Here is a 20160-nt window from a genome sequence, read left to right on the forward strand (position 1 = left end):
ATCAGTGTGCGACCGCATCAACCCGCAGACGCAGCGGCTGTGGATCCTGGCCATTGAGTTGCACGGCGTGCCGCTCTGTAGTGATGAACAGTAGCTTGCCATCCAATTCGATGCGAGCGCTGACCGAGTAAGTATGGCCTGGCTTGACCTGGGCCGGGTCGTAGCTCAGGTGAAACGGCAACGGCACCTGGCCTTTGACCGGGCCTTTCTGTTCGGCGAGGGTCACGGCCGGGGCGTCCATGAGGGACACATCTTGCAGGCTGACGCTCAAGGTGGCAGCAGGCGGCAGGGCAATACGTTGCAGATAGAACACTTCGCCGTCGAGGCTGGCTTTCGGGGTTGGGGTCATTGATTGGCAGGCTCCGAGCAGGGCGGTCAGGCCCAGGAGAATGATCTTTTTCATGGTGCAGCTCCTTTTCAACGGCGCCGGAATCCGCCCGGCGCCTCATTCAATCTAACGGCTTTGTTCAGGTGTGACTGCTTCTGCTTGCGCCAGCGCTTCGGCTGCGCCATCTACGCGGTGCAAGGCCACCTGGCGGATCGACAGGCGAATATCGGCCGGCAGCACGCGTTTGGCGGCGCCTTCGGCCAGTTCGCCGAGCAGGTCGTGATAGCCCAGCTTGCCGGCTTCATCGCGACGCAGCACATCTTGCTCCAGCAACGTCTGAATAAAATGTCGGAAAAGACTCTTATCGAAGAACTCCGGGGCGTTGAGACCGTGCAGGATTGATAGGCGCTGGGCCATGATCGTGCACAGGTCTTCCAGTTCTTCGGCGCTGATGCTGTTCTGGCCGCTGTTGAGCAGCAGCGATATCGCCATGTAGAACCGTTGCAGGGTCTGGGCGATGCTCTTGGACAACAGCGTCAACAGCACAAATTGTCGCGAACTCGGCGCCGGGCGCAGGTACACAGCGTTTTCGAAGCGCAGCAGGCCTTGTTCGACAAACGCGTCCAGCCACTGGTCGACCACGGTGTCCAACTCTTCCAGCGACCAGCGGATAAACAGCTCCGATTGCAGGTACGGGTAGAGCGCACGGGTGTAGCGCAGGATCTGTTCGCGGCTCATCCGCGAGCTGCTCTGGAAGAAGCTCGCCAGCAACGCCGGCAGGGCGAAGATATGCAGCACGTTGTTGCGGTAGTAGGTCATCAGGACGGCGTTCTGTTCGTCCAGGTAGACAATCTTGCCCAAGGCGTCGCTTTGTTCCGACAGCAGCTTCATGTCCTTGACGTGCTTGATCAGCGCCAGGCCATCGCCCTCCGGCAAGGTCGTGTGGGGCGAGTAGGGAACGCGACGCAGCAGCGCCAGGTACAGGTCGAGCTGGCGCGCCATGGCTTGTTCATCCAGGGCCAGGCGTGTGGTCGACAGCAGGGCCAGGGCCACCAGGTTCACCGGGTTGATCGCCGCGGCTTCGTTCAAGTGCCGCGCCACCTGCTCGCCAAGGCGGTTGGTGGTTTCGTTGAGCCACGCCGGCTTGTAGTTCGGGCCCAGTTCCTGGGCGCGCCAGTCCGGTTGCTCGGCGTCGAGGAATTCGGCCAGCTTGATCGGCTCACCGAAGTTGACCGCGACCTGGCCGAAGCGCTGCTTGAGGGCGCCGACCACTTTGAAAATATCGAAGATCGACTCTTTCTTCTTGCTCGCGCCACGCAATTCGCCGAGGTAGGTGCGGCCTTCGAGCACGCGTTCATAGCCGATATACACCGGCACGAACACGATCGGCATACGCGAGGAGCGCAGGAAGCTGCGCAGGGTAATCGCCAGCATCCCGGTTTTCGGTTGCAGCATACGCCCCGTGCGCGAGCGGCCGCCTTCGACGAAGTACTCCACCGGGAACCCCTTGGTGAACAGGGTGTGCAGGTATTCATTGAACACCGAGGTGTACAGCGGGTTGCCCTTGAAGGTGCGGCGCATGAAGAACGCACCGCCACGGCGCAGCAGGCTGCCGATCACTGGCATGTTGAGGTTGATACCGGCCGCGATGTGCGGCGGGGTCAGGCCGTTCTTGAACAGCAGGTACGACAGCAGCAGGTAGTCGATGTGGCTGCGGTGGCAAGGCACATAGATCACCTCGTAGCCTTGGGCCACCTTCTGCACGCCTTCGATGTTATTGACCTTGATACCGTCGTAGATCTTGTTCCAGAACCAGCTCAGCACCACTTCCAGAAAACGGATCGCGGTGTAGGTGTAGTCCGAGGCAATCTCGTTGCCGTAGCGCAGCGCCAGGGCCTTGGCTTTTTCCGCAGAGATTTTTTCTCGTTCGGCTTCATCAAAAATGGCCTGGCGCACCAGCGGCATATTCACCAGCCCCTTCACCAGGTTACGGCGGTGAGACAGGTCGGGACCGATCACTGCCGTCTTCAGGTTACGAAAGTGCACGCGCAGGATGCGCTGGGCCATGCGCACGGTGCGTTCGTGACCTTTATTGTGCTCGATCAATTCACGCAGGTTGATTGGCGCGGAGAATTGCACGCGGGTCTTGCGCCCCAGGATCAGGATGCTCAGCAACCGGCGCAGACGCCCGGTCACCGCCCAACTGTCGGCAAACAGCAGTTTCCACGGGCTGGACTCGCTTGCAGGAGACTGGCCCCAGAACACGCTGACGGGAATGATTTGTGCATTCTCTTCGGCGTGCTCGGTGAGGGTATTGACCAGGCGTGTCAGGGTGGGCGGTGCACCGCGTTTGTCCTGGCGGCCGAGCCAATCCGGATCCGGCGTGAGATAGAAGAACGCCGCGGGCTCCATCAATGGGCCTACCGACACCGGCAGCACCGGGCGCGGCAGGCCGGCCTTGGTGCACTCGGCATCGACCACCGCCAACTCGGTGAGGGAGGGTGATTGCAGGACGTAGAAAACCGGCCGGCTGCGGTCCAGGTTAAGGGTGAGGGACGACTGGTTGATCGTCTCCGAGCGAACCCAGAGGTACAACAGTCGGCGCAAGGTGCCAAACACCAGACGGCGGAACGGGGAGCGGGTCATAGGCGAACTGCTTCAAGTGGAAAAAACCGAGCAGATGCTCGGGCAGGTAGTGTGCCGTATTCACCGAAAATCGGCAAAAAAGCAGCGATGTAAACTTGAGTTGATGGTTTTTGAGCCTGTCTTATACTCGGCAGTTCAATACGTGCGACTCAACAATAAAAAACCAGTGGGAGTGAACAGATGGCAACGCGCGAAACCGGCAATGTGAAGTGGTTCAACGATGCAAAGGGCTACGGCTTTATCCAGCGTGAAGACGGCAAGGACGTGTTTGTGCACTACCGCGCCATTCGCGGTGAAGGCCACCGCTCGTTGGCCGAAGGCCAGCAGGTGGAATACGCCGTGGTCACGGGGGAGAAGGGCTTGCAGGCAGAGGATGTGGTCGGTTTGTAAGTTCAGCACTGAACCAATGTGGGAGGGGGCTTGCTCCCGATGGCAGAGTATCAGTCAATGTATTCAGTGACTGATACTCTGCCATCGGGAGCAAGCCCCCTCCCACACTTTTGATTGGGTTTACAGATCAGGATCAGGTGGTCTTCCAGGTGATCTGCTCTTCACCGTCTACGCTGATGCGAATCCAGGTATCGGCACTTTCCTCGCCTTCTTCCTCAACCCACGTCCCCGGTGCGCAGCGCACTTCAACATTCAATGCGGCAAACGCGGCGCGGGCGCAGGCGATGTCGTCGTCCCACGGGGTCTGGTCGCTTTCCAGGTACAGGCTGTTCCATTTGCCTACAGCCTTGGGTAGCCAGGTAACTGGCACGCTGCCGGCCTTGCACTTGTAGGTCTGGCCTCTCTGGACCCAGTCGGAGCAAGGGCCCAGGGCGGCGCCCAGCCAGGCGGCGATGGCCTTGTGATCGACGTCGGCGTCTTTCAGGTAAATCTCGATATCGGGTTGGCGCATGGATGTTCCTCGTTGCGGGATTCGAAAATCCATTCGCGGATATTTGTAAAGTCAGCTATTGAAGCACGAAATAATCGTAGCGCATCGACACCGTGACCTGCAGCGGCTCGGCCGCCTCGATCACTTCGGCGCGGCGCTCGGCACTCGCCCGCCAGCCATGAGGCGTCATGGCCAGCAGGTTGGCGCGGTCGGCAGGCTCGGCCAGGCTCAGGGAGAACTCAAGGGTTTCACTGTGCGCCAGGCTCATGCCCTTCGGCACCAGGGCCAGGTGTTTATCATCGGTGTACTCGCGCACTTCGTCGTACAGGCGCTCGCGCAGTTCCATCAAGTGGCCGCTGGTCGGGCCGACCTTCATCAAGCCGCCGCCGGGGCTGAGCAGGCGCTTGGCTTCTTGCCAGTCCAACGGGCTGAACACGCTCGCGAGGAACTGGCAGCTGGCATCGGCCAAGGGTACTCGGGCCATGCTGGCGATCAACCAGGTCAGCGCCGGGTTGCGTTTGCACGCGCGCTTGACCGCTTCCTTGGATATATCCAGGGCATAGCCATCAGCGTCGGGCAGCGCCTCGGCAATTTGCGCGGTGTAGTAACCCTCGCCACAGCCGATGTCGACCCAGCGCTGCGGTGCGCGCTCGGCGGCCAGCTCGGCCAGGCGCTTGGCCACCGGGGCGTAGTGCCCGGCGTTGAGGAAGTCACGGCGTGCCTCGACCATGGCCAGGTTGTCGCCCGGGTCGCGGCTGTTCTTGTGCTGCACCGGCAACAGGTTCAGGTAGCCCTGGCGCGCACGGTCGAAACGGTGCCCGACCGGGCACGCCACGCCATTGTCCACCGCGTTGAGCGGTGCGCTGCAAATGGGGCAGGCAAGCATCAGGCGAGCAACTTGATCAGGGTCTGGTAATAGATTTCGGTCAGCACATCGAGGTCGCTGGCCAGGATGCGTTCGTTGACCTGGTGGATGGTCGCGTTGACCGGGCCCAGCTCGACCACCTGGGTGCCCAGCGTGGCGATAAAGCGCCCATCGGAAGTACCGCCGCTGGTGGACGCCTTGGTCTCACGCCCGGTGATCGCCTTGATACTGGCAGATACTGCATCCAGCAGCGCACCCGGCTCGGTGAGGAACGGCAGGCCCGACAGCGCCCAATCCACATGCCAGTCCAGGCCATGTTTATCCAGGATGGCCGCGACCCGCTGTTGCAGGCCCTCGACGGTGGATTCGGTCGAGAAGCGGAAGTTGAACACCGCCGTCAGGTCGCCGGGGATCACGTTGGTGGCGCCGGTGCCGGAGTTGAGGTTGGAAATCTGGAAGCTGGTCGGCGGGAAGAAGGCGTTGCCGTCATCCCAATGCTCGGCAGCCAACTCGGCCAGAGCCGCTGCAGCCAGGTGGATCGGGTTCTTCGCCAGGTGCGGGTAAGCCACGTGGCCCTGTACGCCGCGTACGGTCAAGGTGGCACCGAGGGAGCCACGACGGCCGTTCTTGACCACATCGCCCACCAGGGTGGTGCTCGACGGTTCGCCGACGATGCACCAGTCCAGGCGTTCCTTACGTGCAGCCAGGCGTTCGATTACGGCCTTGGTGCCGTGATGCGCCGGGCCTTCTTCGTCGCTGGTGATCAGGAAGGCGACCGAGCCCTTGTGGTCCGGGTAGTCGGTGACAAAGCGTTCCGCCGCCACCAGCATCGCCGCCAGGCTGCCTTTCATGTCTGCCGCGCCACGGCCGCAAAGCATGCCGTTTTCATCGATCAAGGCGTCGAATGGGTCGTTCTGCCAGGCCTGCACCGGGCCGGTCGGCACCACGTCGGTATGGCCGGCGAAGCACAGCACCGGGCCTTCGTGCTTGCCGTGGGTGGCCCAGAAATTGTCTACGTCTTCGATACGCATCGGTTCAAGCGCAAAACCGGCGTCGCCCAGGCGCTGCATCATCAGCTTCTGGCAATCGGCATCGATCGGCGTGACCGAGGGGCGACGGATCAGGTCGATGGCCAGTTGAAGGGTCGGCGAAAGGTCGGCATGGGCCGTCATGGGGAAACTCCGGAAAGCGTGTGATGGGCGCAGGACGAATGTGGAAATATCGAGCCTGGAGCGACGCAATTCCAATGTGGGAGCTGGCTTGCCTGCGATAGCATCACTGCGGTGTGCCTGTCAGACCGCGGCGTCTGCATCGCAGGCAAGCCAGCCCCCACATAGAATTGGGCCAGGCCAAGTCTCACAAAAGGGCCGTTATCTTATAGCAAAACGGCGGCCAGAGGCCGCCGTTTAGTGCATTGCGCAAGTTTTTACACAGCCGTGGCGGGCTCAGCCTTCGGCGCCGGTTTCGGCAGCGACGACAAGAACGCCATGATCAGCGCAGCCACGTAGGGCAGCGACTGCACCAGCAACATCACGACCCAGAAGCGAATGTCATTGCTTGGCAGGCCCTGCACCAGGTAGATCCCCAGCGCGGCGCCCCACAGCAGCAGCATGATGAACATTTCTTCGCGGGCTTCAGAGATCGCTACCCAGAAGCCATGGTTGTCCGCGTTTTTCGGCGTGCGAAAGAACGGAATGCTGGTGGTGAAGAAGCCATACAACACCGCCTTGGCGATGGTATGGGACAACGCCAACCCGGCCAGGGCCGCGCAGAACGCATCTTTCAAGTTCACCCCTACGGCACGACGGTAGAGGAAGATGATCTTGCCGACCTTGAACACGAACAACGCCAACGGCGGGATTGCGAAAATCAGCAACGGCGGGTCGACCCGTGTCGGCACGATGATCATCGCCGCCGACCACAACAGCGCGCCGACGGTAAAGAAGATGTTCATGCCATCCGCTACCCACGGCAACCAGCCCGCGAGGAAGTGGTAGCGCTGGCCGCGAGTCAATTCGGTGTCTTTGCCACGTATCAGGCTGGCGGTGTGACGCTTGATAATCTGGATCGCGCCGTAGGCCCAGCGGAAACGCTGTTTCTTGAAGTCGATAAAGGTATCTGGCATCAGGCCCTTGCCGTAGCTGTCGTGGTAGTACGCTGCCGACAAGCCTTTCTCGAACACGCGCAGGCCCAGTTCGGCGTCTTCACAGATGCACCAGTCGGCCCAGCCCAGTTCCTCAAGCACCGAGCGACGGGTCATGGTCATGGTGCCGTGCTGGATGATCGCGTCACGGTCGTTGCGGGTAACCATGCCGATATGGAAGAAGCCTTTGTATTCGGCGTAGCAGAGCTTCTTGAAGGTGCTTTCGTTCTGGTCGCGGTAATCCTGGGGCGACTGCACCACGGCGATTTTCGGATCGGCGAAGTGCGGCACCATGTGCTTGAGCCAGTTGGGTGACACGCAGTAGTCCGAGTCGATCACCGCGATCACTTCGGCATCCTTGGCGGTGTGCGGGATCAGATAATTCAACGCGCCCCCCTTGAAACCAGCCAGGGGTGCGACGTGGAAAAACTTGAAGCGCGGGCCCAGGGTTTCGCAGTAGTCGCGCACCGGTTCCCATACCGCCGGGTCCTTGGTGTTGTTGTCGATGATCAGGACTTCGTAGTCCGGATAGTCGAGGGCAGCCAGGGCGTCGAGGGTCTGTTTGACCATCTCCGGAGGCTCGTTGTAGCACGGCACGTGGATCGACACTTTCGGACGGTAGTCCGAATCGCCTTCTACCGGCAGGAATTCACGCCGGCGCTTGTGGGTCCATACCGCTTCCGCCAGTTCGTGGGCTTCGGTCAGCAACACGATAAATACGCCGAGAGCACCGAGGGCCAGCAACACGCCGACTATCAGGCTGAACCAGGTGCTGTATTGCTGGCTGTAGTCGTAGCCGATCCATACCAGTACCGACCCGCACAGAAACGCAATAAAGGTCAGGAAGGTCCGGCCCCGCTGGCGCAGCGCCGAGCCGTCGATCATCAACAGGGTCAGGGACAGCAGTGCAAGCACCACCGAGCCGATGGCCAGCACCCGCCATTGCGGGATAGCAACGACCGGGCCTTCAAAATTGAATTTCTGCTGGCGCGCGGCGTTGAACACGCCCCAGTAAGCACCTGCCGAGCCTTCGTCACTGACTTTCCACGGCTGATCGAAGGCCTCGATCACGAAGTAGTTGTAACCCTGGCGGTTAAGCTTGTTTACCAGGGTGCGCAGGTAAATGGCCTGGTCAGCCGGCGACGATTCATTACCACCGCGCATACGGCCGTTACTCGGCCAGCCAACTTCCGACAGCAGCAGCGGCTTTTTCGGGAAGGCTTTCTTCAGATCCTTGGCACGGTCGAGTACGTACTGGCCGGCCTTGTCCATCGGGATGTACTCCCAGAACGGCAGGATGTGCGCGGCGATCAGGTCGACGTGCTTGGCCAGTTGCGGGTTCTTTTCCCAGATGTGCCATTGCTCGGAAGTGGTCACCGGCACTTTCACGGCAGCGCGCACGCGGTCCAGCAACACAATCAGCGCTTCAGGGGTGATTTCGTCACGGAACAAGGCTTCGTTGCCGACCACCACGCGCACGACACTGCGCGAGTTATTGGCGATCTCGATGGCACGCTGGATTTCACGCTCGTTGCGTTCAAGGTCCGGGCTGATCCAGATCCCCAGGGTCACGCGCAGTCCGAACTCTTCGGCCAGCTTGGGGATTTCGCCCAGGGAGCCATCGACCGAGTAGGTACGGATGTTGTCTGTCAGCTTGCTCATGATCGCAAGGTCCTGACGCATCTGCTCTTCAGTCGGAAACTGATTCTTCTGCGGGTACTGGCCTTGCTGGAACGGCGAGTAGGAAAACCCGGAGATCTGTTCAGGCCAGTTGGGAGCGGTGACTGGGCGGTTGATCAGCGCCCAGAAACCGGTGAACAGCGCGGCGATGGCCAGCACGATCACCAGGTTGAGTCCAAATTTACGCGATGCCATGGTTATGTCGGGTTCCAAAAGGTGCGGAACGAAAAGAGGTGTCGGCCTACGCCGAACGGCGCGCATCCTACACCGGCCTTTCCCTGAGCGTATAGCAGACAGAGAAAAGCCGGACGTTAGTCTGCGAAAGTCCACCTAAGTTCTTTACTTGTAGCTGGAAGCTTCGAACTTGTCGCGCTGTAGTCCATAATGCGCGCCGGTTTTTGGGGTAATGATCATGAGTACAGAAGATCCGCGGTTTGCAGGCGTCGCCCGCTTGTACGGCATCGAAGGGCTGGAACGCTTGAAAGCGGCCCATGTGGCGATTGTCGGCGTCGGCGGCGTGGGCTCCTGGGCGGCGGAAGCGATCGCCCGTTGCGGGGTGGGCGAGATTTCGCTGTTTGACCTGGACGATGTCTGCGTGAGTAACAGCAACCGCCAGTTGCACGCCCTGGACAGCACCGTGGGCAAGCCCAAGGTCGAAGTGATGGCCGAGCGCCTGCGAGGCATCAACCCGGATTGCACCGTGCATGCCGTGGCGGATTTCGTCACCCGCGACACCATGGCGGAGTACATCACCCCGAATATCGACTGCGTGATCGACTGCATCGACGCCGTCAACGCCAAGGCGGCGCTGATTGCCTGGTGCAAGCGCCGCAAGATCCAGATCATCACCACCGGCGGCGCTGGCGGGCAGATTGACCCGACGCTGATCCAGGTGTGCGACCTGAACCGCACCTTCAATGACCCGCTGGCCTCGAAGGTGCGCTCCACACTGCGGCGGGACTACGGTTTCTCGCGCACAGTGACTCGCCATTACAGTGTGCCCTGCGTGTTTTCCACCGAGCAGCTGCGCTACCCCAAGCCGGATGGCAGCATCTGTTTGCAGAAGAGTTTTGTTGGCGACGGCGTAAAGTTGGACTGCGCGGGCGGGTTTGGCGCGGTGATGATGGTGACGGCTACCTTCGGGATGGTGGCGGCGACCAAGGCGGTGGACAAGATTGTGGCTGGGGTGCGCAGACCTTCGGAGCGGGTCAAGCCCCTCTGAGTCTCAGAGTTTCACACCGTTCAAAATGTGGGAGGGGGCTTGCTCCCGATGGCGGCCTCAGGGCCGACCAGGATGTTGGATTAGACCGAGTACATATCCGTTATTTAGGTAACGGCCGCTATTGGTTCCGCTTTTACAGCGGGTCACTTTTGGAAAAGAGCCCGGAATGCCGGCCCAGCCAAAAGTAACCAAAAGGGCTCTTGCCCCACCACTCGGCACCTCGCTTAGGCTCGGTGTGCCCGCAATCCGCCATGGATTTTGGGGGCCGCCGCCACGCGCCATCCATGGCGCGGGGCGGCTAAACCGGCATCCCTGCCGGTTTACCCCCCAAATCCCTGTCGAATTCCGGCCAGCGTGGTTTAACGGGGCGCCTAAGATCGAGATCAAGAGCGGCTCGCTTCGCATCGTGGTTACCGTCGGTTGCTATCAAGTTGGAGTGTCAGATTGATAGATCTGGTGGCTGATACGCCGCCATCGGGAGCAAGCCCCCTCCCACATTCAGTTGTGTGTATGGCTTAGTTCGCGCATACGTTGCAGGACTGCATTCAAGCCGTTGGTGCGCGATGGTGACAGCTGCCGGGACAGGCCCAGTTGTGCAAACCAACCCGGCAAATCCACCGCTTGCAGTTCATCAGCCGACAACCCATTGACCCGCGCCAGCAACAGCGCCACCAACCCGCGAATCATTCGCGCCTCGCTGCTGGCAGCAAACTGCCAATGGCCGTCCTGCAAATGCCCCACCAACCACACCAGGCTTTCACAGCCTTGCACCAGGTTGGCGTCGACCTTTTCATCATCCGCCAACGCGGGCAGTCGCTCGCCCCATTGCATCAGCATCCGCGCGCGCTGCTCCCAACCGCCGACAGCCTGGAATGCCTGCAGCGCAGCCATCGCGTCCACTGGCAAGCTCATCGCAACATATCCAGCGCCTGGTCCAACGCTTCAAAGAAGCGCTCCAGGTCATCGGAGTCGTTGTACAGCGCCAGGGACACTCGAATGGCGCCGGATAAGTGCATGGCCTTGAGCAGTGGCATTGCACAGTGATGCCCGGCGCGCACGGCGATGCCTTGCTCGGTCAACAGGTGAGCCAGGTCGGCGTTATGCACACCGTCCACCACAAAGCTCACCAGCGCTGCTTGCGGTGATCCCAGTACGCGCACGCCATTGCGTGCTTTCAGCCCGCGCAGCAAATAGTCGTGCAGTGCCGCTTCATGGGCGGTCACGGCGTGCTGATCCAGTGAGCTCAGGTAATCCAGGGTGGCACCCAGGCCGATCACGCCGGCAATGGGCGGCGTGCCGGCTTCGAACCCTAGTGGGGCAGGGCGGAAGCTGGCGCCTTGATAATCTGCCTGCTGCACCATCTCGCCGCCAAACTGCCAGTGGCGCAGGTGATGCAGGGCAGCGTTGCGACCGAACAGCACGCCGATGCCGTCCGGGCCGTAGAGCTTGTGGCTGGAAAATACGTAGAAATCGCAGCCCAGGGCCTGTACGTCGTGGCGACCATGCACGATGCCTTGGGCGCCATCCACAACAGTCAGGGCACCGTTTGCCTGGGCCAGCGTCAGTAGCGCTTCCAGCGGCTGCCAGGTGCCCAGCACGTTGGACAACTGGCTCACCGCCAGCAGGCGCGTGCGCGGGCCGATCAATGATGCGGCGGCTTGCAGATCGATCACGCCGTCATCGTCCAGGGGCAATACCACCAGCGTCAGCGCACGCCGTTTGGCCAATTGCTGCCAGGGCAACAGGTTGGCGTGGTGTTCCAGGGCGCTGATGGCTATCTCATCGCCCGCATTGAATAGGTGCTCAAGGCCATAGGCCAAGAGGTTCAGCGCAGAGGTAGCGCCGTGGGTGAATACGACCTGCCCGCTGTCGCCCGCATTCAACCACTGCGCGACCTTGCTGCGACTGTCCTCAAAGGCTTGGGTCGCATGGGCCCCCGGCAAATGCTGGGCGCGGTGCACATTGGCTGCGCCATTGGCGTAGTAATGGCTGATGGCATCCAGCAGGGTCTGGGGTTTTTGGGCGGTGGCGGCGCTGTCCAGATAGGTCTGGTCTTGCCTTTGCAGGGTGGCGATCGCCGGGAAATCGGCGCGCCAGGGGGAGGGCACAAGCATGGTGATCAAGACTCGTATAAGCGAGCCGCACCCGAAGGTGCGGCCCGCTAGTGGCATCGAGTGGCTGCTTAGTTGTGAGCGTGCAGCGCTTCGTTCAGTTCGATGGCCGATTTGTGGGTTTTGCACTCCACGGCACCGGTCTCGGAATTGCGGCGGAACAGCAGGTCCGGTTGACCGGCCAACTCGCGCGCCTTGACCACCTTGACCAACTGGTTCTGCTCGTCAAGCAGCGCAACCTTGGTGCCGGCGGTGATGTACAGGCCCGACTCCACGGTGTTGCGGTCGCCCAACGGGATACCGGTGCCGGCGTTGGCGCCAATCAGGCAGCCTTCGCCCACCTTGATCACGATATTGCCGCCGCCCGACAGGGTGCCCATGGTAGAGCAGCCGCCGCCCAGGTCCGAACCCTTGCCGACGAACACGCCTGCCGATACACGGCCTTCGATCATGCCTGGGCCTTCGGTGCCGGCGTTGAAGTTGACGAAGCCTTCGTGCATCACGGTAGTGCCTTCGCCCACGTAGGCGCCCAGGCGGATACGCGCAGCGTCAGCGATGCGCACGCCGGCCGGTACCACGTAGTCGGTCATTTTCGGGAACTTGTCCACCGAGAACACTTCCAGCAGCTCGCCACGCAGACGCGCTTCGAGCTGGCGCTCGGCAAGTTCGGCGATGTCGATGGCGCCCTGGCTGGTCCAGGCCACGTTCGGCAACTGCGGGAACACGCCGGTCAGGTTCAGGCCGTGAGGCTTGACCAGGCGATGGGACAGCAAGTGCAGCTTGAGGTAGGCCTCTGGCGTGGAGGTCAGCGCGGCGTCTTCGGCCAGCAGTGTGGCAACCAGTGGAGTGTGGCTTTCAGCCAGGCGATTCAGCAACGCGGCTTGGGTGGCGTCGACGTTCTTGAGTGCATCTGCCAGTTGCAGCGCTTGGCTGATGGTGAACGTGATCGCCTGGTTGCCCTCGGTGTAACCCAGGATCGGCGCAATGGCGGCAACGATCTCGGCCGACGGGTTGAGCAACGGTTGTGCGTAAAACACTTCCAGCCAAGCGCCTTGGCGGTTCTGAGTGCCGACGCCGAAGCCCAGGCTGAACAGGGAATTGGACATGCTGTTACCTCTACAAAAATGGAAGGCTGGCCTACTTGAGGGCCGCCGAATAACTATCTGGCTTGAAGCCAATCAGGGTTCTGTCACCGAGATCGAGCACTGGGCGCTTGATCATCGAGGGTTGTGCGAGCATCAATTCAATGGCTTTCGACTGATCGAGATCGGCTTTGCGTTCGTCTTCGAGTTTGCGAAAGGTGGTGCCCGCACGGTTCAAAACCACCTGCCAACCGTGCTCGTTGCACCATTGGGTCAAGTGTTCACGGTCGATACCGGCCGTTTTGTAGTCATGGAACTCGTAGCTCAGCGCGTGCTCATCGAGCCAGGTGCGCGCCTTTTTCATGGTGTCGCAGGCTTTGATGCCGAAAAGGTGCAGGGTTTTGCTTGAAGCGGTCAAGGAATTGCCCCCCTTTGGACCAATGAAAAATGAAAGATCACGGATTATGCCACGACCAGCCGGTTTCGGCGCCGCTCGTCAGCATCCTGCGACTTTTGTGCAAAAGCCGGTGCGCGGCTTAGGCGAGTAACATAGCGGGGTAATATGGCACTTCAACGGCCAGTTGTTGCCTGATGTGTCGTTGCAAGTCGATTGTCCTGGAAACCCGCGTTATGCAAACCGCCTACACCGTTCTTATCCTGCTGATGCTGGTCAGCTTTTCGCGTCTGGTCGGACGCATCATCCCGCTACCGTTGCCCTTGCTACAGATTGCCGCCGGTGCCTTGCTGGCCTGGCCCACATTGGGGCTGCATGTGGCGTTGGACCCGGAGCTGTTCCTGTTTCTGTTTCTGCCGCCGCTGTTGTTTTCCGATGGCTGGCGCATGCCCAAGCGCGAATTGTGGCGCCTGCGTGGCCCGATTCTGACATTGGCGGTGGGCCTGGTGCTGTTTACCGTGGTCGGCGCCGGCTACTTCATTCATTGGTTGCTGCCCTCGATCCCCTTGCCGGTGGCCTTTGCCCTTGCGGCGGTTTTATCCCCGACGGATGCCGTGGCGGTGTCGGCCATTTCTCAGAATCGCTTGCCTAAACCGCTGATGCACATGCTTCAAGGCGAGGCGCTGATGAATGACGCGTCAGGCCTGGTGACCTTCAAGTTTGCCCTGGCGGCGGCGTTGACCGGGGTGTTTTCCCTGGCGGATGCCAGCCTGACCTTTGTATTGGTCGCCGTGGGCGGCTTGGCGGTCGGGGTGGCGTTGAGCTGGCTGGTCGGCCGTCTGCGCGCGTGGATGATTGCACGGGGCTGGGATGACCCCGCGACCCATGTGGTGTTCATGCTGTTGTTGCCCTTTGCTGCCTACGTGTTGGCTGAGCGTCTGGGCGCTTCGGGCATTTTGTCGGCGGTGGCGGCGGGCATGATGCAGAGCTGGCTCGACCTGCTGCCGCGCCAGACCAGTACGCGGTTGCTCAACCGCAGCGTCTGGTCGCTGCTGGAGTTTGCCTTCAATGGCCTGATTTTCCTGCTGCTCGGCCTGCAACTGCCGGACATCATCAAGGCTGTGGTCAGCCACGAAACCACCCTGTGGCCCACCCTGTTGTACCGCTGCCTGGACGTGGTGGCGATCTTTCTGGTGCTGGTGGTGCTGCGGTTTATCTGGGTGCAGAGCATCTGGCGGCTGTCGGGGTTGCTGCGCAGGCTGCGTGGCAAAAGCGCGCTGACCCTGGTGCCGACGGCGCGCTCCTGCTGGTTGCTGACCGTCGGCGGTGTCCGCGGTGCGGTGACGTTGGCGGGTGTCATGTCGGTGCCCTTGCTGCTGGCGCCGGGCCAGGATTTCCCTGAGCGTGACCTGCTGATCTTTATCGCCGCCGGGGTCATCCTGCTATCGCTGGTCGCCGCTTGCATTGCCCTGCCGTTGCTGTTGCGTGGCGTGGAGAAAAGTCCGGATGAGAAGCGCCACAACGAAGTGCGCGAGGCCTGGAAAAAGACCGCCGTGGCGGCGATCCATGCGTTGGAGGTCGAAGAACCCGTCGAAGCCGAAACGCCGGATGCCGCTCAGGCTGCATTGGCCACCGAGCTCAAGGCGCGGCTGATGGCGGAGTATCGTCATCAGTTGGACGTATTCAATGACTCGGCCGAGGCTCAGGCACTGGCGCTGCAAATGGATCAACTGGAGCGCAGGCTGAGGCTCAAGGCGCTACGTGCGCAGCGCCTGGAGCTCTACCGTTTGAGTCGCCAGCATCAGATTGGCGACGATGTACTGCGCGAGGTATTGGCGGATCTGGATATGAGTGAAGCGAACTTGGGAAGTGTTGAGTAGGGCTGGAACTGATCATTGCCCGGATGCTTGAATTGAGCAGTTTGCCCAAGAGAGTTTTATCTTCTGGATAGAGCGACTGCATGAACTTTTTATCGTCTTCAGACAGTTTGAAGTTGCGCGGGATGGGGGGACCACTGTTGAGTCTTGAAGCAGGAAAGCCATAGTGCATGATAGATTTGTCATCATAGTTTGCAGAGGCTGTTACCTGGGGGCGTGAAAAAGTCCTGATGATATTGTTATCGGCCTCATAGCTGAATTGCCTACGCGACTCGTACTCGTCATAGATATTCTGTCTATTCAGGTCCAGTGTGCGATCCGGATGCTGGTGCTCATGCTTCAAACCCAGGGCGTGGCCGAATTCGTGTTGAACCGTCGCGGCAATGCTGTCCGGTGAATCTTTGAAGCCAATACTCATGGTCGGTTTGGAGAGGGGGACGTTTTTTGCATCGGTTCCCACGCTTGACCATCCGGCGTGACTGTTATTGTCTGCAGTAATGCGTATGTCACCGTTAGGGCTGTCAATAAATTTCAAGTAGAGGTTAGTGTGCGGCGCCCATTTATTGATGTTGTGCTGTACCAGATCCTTTTGTTCCTGTGTCATGTTCAGTCGCGAGATGGTCAGCACTGAATGTTGAGGCCATAGTTTGTCCGGCATGGCGACGCCGCGTTTGGCTCTACTGTGAGGTGCGCTCACGGAGTGAGGAGAAACGGGACGGGTTGGGATGGTGGGGGGCATGTCGTTCACCTGAGCGTGTGTACCAGATGAACGTGGGTGGAGCATTTAACAGGCTTTGTTCCCATTGATGGGTTGCAAGATACATCGGTAATGGCCGCTCCCACGGTGTGGGAGCGGCTTGAAACTCAAACGCGGCGCTGTATGAAATCGCGAATCCGCTCAGCCGCTTCGACACATTCGGCCAATGGCGCAACCAATGCCAGGCGCACACGCCCTGCGCCTGGGTTGAAACCGTCGACTTCGCGGGACAGGTAAGAGCCCGGTACTACCGTCACATGTTCTTCCACAAACAGATCGCGGCAGAAGTCCGCGTCGTCACCGTTCACCTTCGGCCACAGATAGAAGCCGCCGTCCGGGCTTTGTACATCCAGCACCGGTTTGAGGATCGCCAGCACCGCATCGAACTTTTCGCGGTACAGGTCACGGTTGGCCAGTACATGGGCTTCGTCCTGCCAGGCAGCGATGCTGGCTAGCTGGGTTTGCACCGGCATCGCGCAACCATGGTAGGTGCGGTACAGCAAAAAGGCCTTGAGGATGTCGGCGTCGCCGGCCACGAAGCCCGAACGCAGGCCCGGCAGATTGGAACGCTTGGACAGGCTGTGGAATACCACGCAACGCTTGAAGTCCTGGCGCCCCAGCTCGACGCAGGCACTGAGCAGGCCCGGCGGCGGGGTTTGTTCGTCGAAGTACAGCTCGCTGTAGCATTCGTCGGCGGCGATCACGAAGTCGTATTCGTCGGCCAGGGCGATGAGTTTTTTCAGTGTGTCGACGGGAATCAGCGCGCCGGTCGGGTTGCCTGGGGAGCACAGGAACAGGATTTGGCAACGTTTCCAGATGTCGGGGGAGACGGCGTCGAAGTCCGGGTTGAAGCCATTGCTATCCAGGCACGGCAGGTAATGCGGCTTGGCCCCGGCCAGGAACGCGGCGCCTTCGTAGATTTGGTAAAACGGGTTGGGGCTAACCACCAGCGCATCGTCGCCACGGTTAACCACGGTCTGGGTGAAGGCGAACAGGGCTTCACGGGTGCCGTTGACCGGCAGGATGTTACGCGCCGGGTCCAACCAGCCCTTGGGCACATTGAAGCGGCGTTCGCACCAGGCGCCGATGGCTTCACGCAGGGCAGGGGTGCCCAGCGTGGTGGGGTACACCGCCATCTGGTCGAGGTTGTTGCTCAGCGCCTCGGCGACAAAGGTCGGGGACTTGTGCTTGGGTTCGCCGATGGACAGTGCAATCGGGCGTTTGTCCGGGTTCGGCGTCACGCTGCCGAGCAGGGCGCGCAGTTTCTCGAAAGGGTAGGGCTGCAACTGGTTAAGGGCGTTGTTCATATAAGCCTCTATCACGGTGAGCGCGGCCCCTGTGGGAGCTGGCTTGCCTGCGATGGCATCACTGCGGTCGACCTGACGGACCGAGGTGTCTGCATCGCAGGCAAGCCAGCTCCCACATGACTCGTGTTCACAAAGTTAAGAATTCAAATAGTCAGTCGGGTCAGCTCAACGCCGGGTTCCTGGGTCACGCTCAATTGTTCCACGATCGCATCCTGCAGGCGGCGACACAGCTCAGGGTCGGACAGCGGCTGGTTATCAGCGTCGGTGATGAAGAACACGTCTTCCACCCGTTCGCCGAGGGTCGCAATCTTGGCGTTCTGCAACGACAGGTCGAACTCCAGGAAAATCCCGCCGATGCGCGCCAGCAGGCCTGGGCGATCCGGCGCGCTGAGTTCCAGCACCGTCACCGGTCGCTGCGCGTCGTTGGAAATGGTCACCTGGGGCGCAAAGGCAAAATGCTTGAGCTGGCGTGGTACCCGGCGTTGGATGATGGTTGGGTAATCGTCCGGGTTGCGCAGGGCTTCGGTGAGGCCTTCGCGGATCTTTTTCACCCGCGCCGGGTTATCGCCAATAGAGTCGCCGTCGGTGTCGAGCACGATGTAGGTGTCGAGGGTGAACTGGCTGCTGGAGGTGATGACCCGAGCGTCATGGATGTTCAGGTTGAGCTGGTCCATGGCGGCCACGGTCACGGCGAAAAAGTCGTGCTGGTCCGGCGCGTAGATGAAGATCTGCGTGCCGCCTTCGAATTCGCGCTGGGTGGTTTCCTTGATCAATACCAGCGGGCCACCGTCGGCCGGCTGCTGCAGGATCGCATCGCTGTGCCAGGCCACGTCGCCGGCGGTGTGGCGCAGGAAATAGTCGTCGCCCAGTTGCGACCAGAGCTGTTCGACGTCGTCCGGGTCGTTACCACCGCGTACCAGAATATCCAGGGCCGCACTTTGGGTGCGGCGGATCTGCTCTTCGCGGTCCACCGGGTTCTCCAGGCCGCGGCGCAGGGCGCGCTTGGTCTCGGTGTACAGCTGGCGCAACAGGCTGGCGCGCCAGGAGTTCCACAACGTGGGGTTGGTGGCGTTGATGTCGGAGACGGTCAGCACATAAAGATAGTCGAGACGGGTTTCATCGCCGACGATTCCTGCGAAATCGTGGATTACCTGTGGATCGGACAAATCCTTGCGCTGGGCAGTGGTCGACATCACCAGGTGGTTTTGCACCAGCCAGACGATCAGACGGCTGTCCCACAGGGGTAACTGGTGACGCTGGCAGAAGGCTTCGGCGTCCACTGCACCGATTTCCGAGTGATCGCCATGGCGACCCTTGCCGATGTCGTGATACAGGCCCGCCAAGTAGATCAGCTCAGGCTTGGGCAGCTTGGCCATCAGTTTACTGGCCAGTGGGAATTTCTCTGACACCTGGGTGTACTGCAACTTACGCAGGTGCTTGATCAGGTTCAGGGTGTGGGCATCGACGGTGTAGATGTGGAACAGGTCGTGCTGCATTTGCCCGACGATAAAGCCGAACTCCGGCAGGTAGCGCCCGAGAATGCCGTAGCGGTTCATGCGCCGCAGGTTGCGGTGGATGCCGATGCGGCACTTGAACAGTTCGATAAACAGGCTGGTATTGCGGATGTCGTTGCGAAATTCGTCGTCGATCAGGTGACGGTTTTCCCGCAGCAAACGGATAGTATCGGCGCGCACGCCTTTGATGTCCGGCTGCTGGGCCATCAGCACGAAGATTTCCAGCATGGCGAACGGGGTGCGGCGGAACACGTTGTCGTTACGTGCTTCGATATAACCGTCATGCAGTTGGAAGCGCGCATTGATCGGCTGCGGCGGCGCTTCGTCTTCGGGGGCCAGGATCACCTCCTCGAAGTGCTGGATGATCAGGTCGCTGAGCTGGGCAATGCTCATGACCACCCGGTAGTACTGTTGCATGAAGCTTTCGATGCTGGTCTTCGCGTCTTCGCCCTCAAAGCCCAGCAGGGTGGCGATGGAGCGTTGGTGATCGAACAGCAGGCGGTCCTCGGAGCGCCCGGCGAGCATGTGCAGGGCGTAGCGCACCTTCCACAGGAACTCCTGGGACGAGGCCAGCAGGGTGTTTTCGCTCTCCACCAGGAAGCCTTCGCCAGCCAGGGCGCGCAGGTTCAGCGTGCCGTATTGGCGGCGCGCCACCCACAAAATCGTCTGGATATCCCGCAGCCCGCCCGGGGACCCTTTGACGTTGGGTTCCAGGTTGTATTCGGTGTCGTTGTACTTGTGGTGCCGCGCCTTCTGTTCGGCGCGCTTGGCCAGGAAGAAATCCTTGCTCGGCCACATGTGTGCGGTGCTGGTGACTTCGAGCATGCGCTGGCGCAGGCGCTCGGGGCCGCAGATGGTGCGGCTTTCCATCAGGTTGGTGACCACCGTCAAGTCAGCACGGGCCTCTTCGGCGCATTCATCCACCGAGCGCACGCTCTGGCCGACTTCCAGGCCGATGTCCCACAGCAATGTCAGAAAACGCTCGATGGAATCACGAAAGGTTTCGTGGTCGGCGCTGTCCAGCAGGATCAACAGGTCGATGTCGGAGTAGGGGTGCAGTTCGCCGCGACCGTAGCCGCCGACCGCCACCAGGGCGATATCGGCGTCTGCACTCCAGCTGAACTGTTCCCAGGCTTTCTGCAGGATGTTATCGACGAACCAGGCGCGGTCCTCGATCAGTCGTCTGATGTCCCGACCACTGCGAAAACGCGCGTCGAGCACCTCGCGCGCCTGGCGGATGGCTTTCTTGAAGGCGGCGATGGGGCTCGCCTTCAATGCCAGCTCGGCCTGGAACTGGCCACGGTCGAAGAGTTCGGGATCCACCTGGGGCATCGGTCGGCTTTCCTATCTATCT

Annotated in this window: 15 protein-coding genes and 1 pseudogene; 3 read left to right on the forward strand and 13 right to left on the reverse strand. The window is 60.8% G+C overall.

The window, feature by feature from the left end:
* Window position 1 precedes the first annotated feature (1 nt).
* Entirely contained in the window at window positions 2–403 is a 402-nt protein-coding gene (locus TK42_RS01400; RefSeq protein ID WP_032877466.1) for a YbaY family lipoprotein, read from the reverse strand.
* Between the two features lie 51 nt (window positions 404–454).
* The gene (gene plsB / locus TK42_RS01405; RefSeq protein WP_032877465.1) at window positions 455–2974 is read right to left on the reverse strand and encodes a glycerol-3-phosphate 1-O-acyltransferase PlsB; all 2520 of its coding nucleotides are present in this window, start codon (window positions 2972–2974) and stop codon (window positions 455–457) included.
* A 180-nt stretch (window positions 2975–3154) separates the two neighbouring features.
* Here plsB and TK42_RS01410 point away from each other — a divergent pair, with 180 nt between their 5' ends.
* Window positions 3155–3364 (forward strand): cold-shock protein, encoded by a 210-nt coding sequence (locus tag TK42_RS01410; protein ID WP_003219353.1) that lies wholly within the window; start codon window positions 3155–3157, stop codon window positions 3362–3364.
* A gap of 133 nt (window positions 3365–3497) precedes the next feature.
* Here TK42_RS01410 and TK42_RS01415 read toward each other — a convergent pair whose 3' ends face one another.
* The 4 genes from TK42_RS01415 to TK42_RS01435 form a co-directional block, all read right to left on the reverse strand.
* On the reverse strand, window positions 3498–3875 hold the full coding sequence (locus tag TK42_RS01415) for a hypothetical protein (RefSeq protein ID WP_032877463.1): 378 nt from the start codon (window positions 3873–3875) through the stop codon (window positions 3498–3500).
* Window positions 3876–3930: 55 nt separating this feature from the next.
* A complete protein-coding gene (locus tag TK42_RS01420) occupies window positions 3931–4740 on the reverse strand; it encodes a putative RNA methyltransferase (protein ID WP_103733445.1) in 810 nt (269 codons plus the stop codon).
* Complete coding sequence (gene dapE / locus TK42_RS01425; RefSeq protein ID WP_005785553.1) at window positions 4740–5891, reverse strand: succinyl-diaminopimelate desuccinylase; 1152 nt, start codon at window positions 5889–5891, stop codon at window positions 4740–4742. Before dapE ends, TK42_RS01420 begins: the two co-directional genes overlap by 1 nt.
* Before the next feature lie 254 nt (window positions 5892–6145).
* The gene (locus TK42_RS01435; RefSeq protein WP_005785555.1) at window positions 6146–8737 is read right to left on the reverse strand and encodes a glycosyltransferase; all 2592 of its coding nucleotides are present in this window, start codon (window positions 8735–8737) and stop codon (window positions 6146–6148) included.
* A 217-nt stretch (window positions 8738–8954) separates the two neighbouring features.
* Here TK42_RS01435 and tcdA point away from each other — a divergent pair, with 217 nt between their 5' ends.
* Window positions 8955–9764: a tRNA cyclic N6-threonylcarbamoyladenosine(37) synthase TcdA gene (gene tcdA, locus TK42_RS01440; protein WP_371920232.1), complete on the forward strand. Its 810-nt coding sequence runs from the start codon at window positions 8955–8957 to the stop codon at window positions 9762–9764.
* 498 nt (window positions 9765–10262) lie between these two features.
* Here tcdA and TK42_RS01445 read toward each other — a convergent pair whose 3' ends face one another.
* From TK42_RS01445 to TK42_RS01460, 4 genes are all read right to left on the reverse strand, one after another.
* Window positions 10263–10676, reverse strand: coding sequence for a SufE family protein (locus TK42_RS01445; protein ID WP_103733446.1), 414 nt, complete (start codon window positions 10674–10676; stop codon window positions 10263–10265).
* On the reverse strand, window positions 10673–11878 hold the full coding sequence (locus TK42_RS01450; protein ID WP_103733447.1) for an aminotransferase class V-fold PLP-dependent enzyme: 1206 nt from the start codon (window positions 11876–11878) through the stop codon (window positions 10673–10675). The genes TK42_RS01445 and TK42_RS01450 overlap by 4 nt, the downstream gene beginning before the upstream one ends.
* Before the next feature lie 68 nt (window positions 11879–11946).
* Window positions 11947–12981 carry a 2,3,4,5-tetrahydropyridine-2,6-dicarboxylate N-succinyltransferase gene (dapD, locus tag TK42_RS01455; RefSeq protein ID WP_103733448.1) on the reverse strand — a complete coding sequence of 345 codons (1035 nt, stop codon included), beginning with the start codon at window positions 12979–12981 and terminating at the stop codon, window positions 11947–11949.
* 31 nt (window positions 12982–13012) lie between these two features.
* Window positions 13013–13321: an arsenate reductase gene (locus tag TK42_RS01460; RefSeq protein ID WP_241092152.1), complete on the reverse strand. Its 309-nt coding sequence runs from the start codon at window positions 13319–13321 to the stop codon at window positions 13013–13015.
* Between the two features lie 266 nt (window positions 13322–13587).
* Between TK42_RS01460 and TK42_RS01465 the strand changes: the two genes are divergently transcribed.
* Window positions 13588–15231 (forward strand): Na+/H+ antiporter, encoded by a 1644-nt coding sequence (locus TK42_RS01465; RefSeq protein ID WP_103733449.1) that lies wholly within the window; start codon window positions 13588–13590, stop codon window positions 15229–15231.
* A gap of 163 nt (window positions 15232–15394) precedes the next feature.
* Here the strand turns inward: TK42_RS01465 and TK42_RS27065 are convergent.
* The 3 genes and pseudogenes from TK42_RS27065 to TK42_RS01480 all read right to left on the reverse strand — a co-directional run.
* Window positions 15395–16012 (reverse strand): annotated as a pseudogene (locus TK42_RS27065) (M12 family metallopeptidase); the annotation flags it as partial.
* 80 nt (window positions 16013–16092) lie between these two features.
* On the reverse strand, window positions 16093–17292 hold the full coding sequence (gene dapC, locus TK42_RS01475; RefSeq protein ID WP_103733451.1) for a succinyldiaminopimelate transaminase: 1200 nt from the start codon (window positions 17290–17292) through the stop codon (window positions 16093–16095).
* Between the two features lie 143 nt (window positions 17293–17435).
* Window positions 17436–20138 (reverse strand): [protein-PII] uridylyltransferase, encoded by a 2703-nt coding sequence (locus tag TK42_RS01480; RefSeq protein ID WP_032877378.1) that lies wholly within the window; start codon window positions 20136–20138, stop codon window positions 17436–17438.
* Window positions 20139–20160 lie beyond the last annotated feature (22 nt).

The organism is Pseudomonas sp. GZJR-8 (genome assembly GCF_002916705.1).
GTDB lineage: Bacteria > Pseudomonadota > Gammaproteobacteria > Pseudomonadales > Pseudomonadaceae > Aquipseudomonas > Aquipseudomonas synxantha_A.

Bases quoted from the DNA above. Each gene is read 5' to 3' on its own strand.
- TK42_RS01400 (WP_032877466.1), bottom strand. From the start codon at position 403: ATGAAAAAGATCATTCTCCTGGGCCTGACCGCCCTGCTCGGAGCCTGC.
- plsB (WP_032877465.1), bottom strand. From the start codon at position 2,974: ATGACCCGCTCCCCGTTCCGCCGTCTGGTGTTTGGCACCTTGCGCCGA.
- TK42_RS01410 (WP_003219353.1), top strand. From the start codon at position 3,155: ATGGCAACGCGCGAAACCGGCAATGTGAAGTGGTTCAACGATGCAAAG.
- TK42_RS01415 (WP_032877463.1), bottom strand. From the start codon at position 3,875: ATGCGCCAACCCGATATCGAGATTTACCTGAAAGACGCCGACGTCGAT.
- TK42_RS01420 (WP_103733445.1), bottom strand. From the start codon at position 4,740: ATGCTTGCCTGCCCCATTTGCAGCGCACCGCTCAACGCGGTGGACAAT.
- dapE (WP_005785553.1), bottom strand. From the start codon at position 5,891: ATGACGGCCCATGCCGACCTTTCGCCGACCCTTCAACTGGCCATCGAC.
- TK42_RS01435 (WP_005785555.1), bottom strand. From the start codon at position 8,737: ATGGCATCGCGTAAATTTGGACTCAACCTGGTGATCGTGCTGGCCATC.
- tcdA (WP_371920232.1), top strand. From the start codon at position 8,955: ATGAGTACAGAAGATCCGCGGTTTGCAGGCGTCGCCCGCTTGTACGGC.
- TK42_RS01445 (WP_103733446.1), bottom strand. From the start codon at position 10,676: ATGAGCTTGCCAGTGGACGCGATGGCTGCGCTGCAGGCATTCCAGGCT.
- TK42_RS01450 (WP_103733447.1), bottom strand. From the start codon at position 11,878: ATGCTTGTGCCCTCCCCCTGGCGCGCCGATTTCCCGGCGATCGCCACC.
- dapD (WP_103733448.1), bottom strand. From the start codon at position 12,981: ATGTCCAATTCCCTGTTCAGCCTGGGCTTCGGCGTCGGCACTCAGAAC.
- TK42_RS01460 (WP_241092152.1), bottom strand. From the start codon at position 13,321: ATGAAAAAGGCGCGCACCTGGCTCGATGAGCACGCGCTGAGCTACGAG.
- TK42_RS01465 (WP_103733449.1), top strand. From the start codon at position 13,588: ATGCAAACCGCCTACACCGTTCTTATCCTGCTGATGCTGGTCAGCTTT.
- dapC (WP_103733451.1), bottom strand. From the start codon at position 17,292: ATGAACAACGCCCTTAACCAGTTGCAGCCCTACCCTTTCGAGAAACTG.
- TK42_RS01480 (WP_032877378.1), bottom strand. From the start codon at position 20,138: ATGCCCCAGGTGGATCCCGAACTCTTCGACCGTGGCCAGTTCCAGGCC.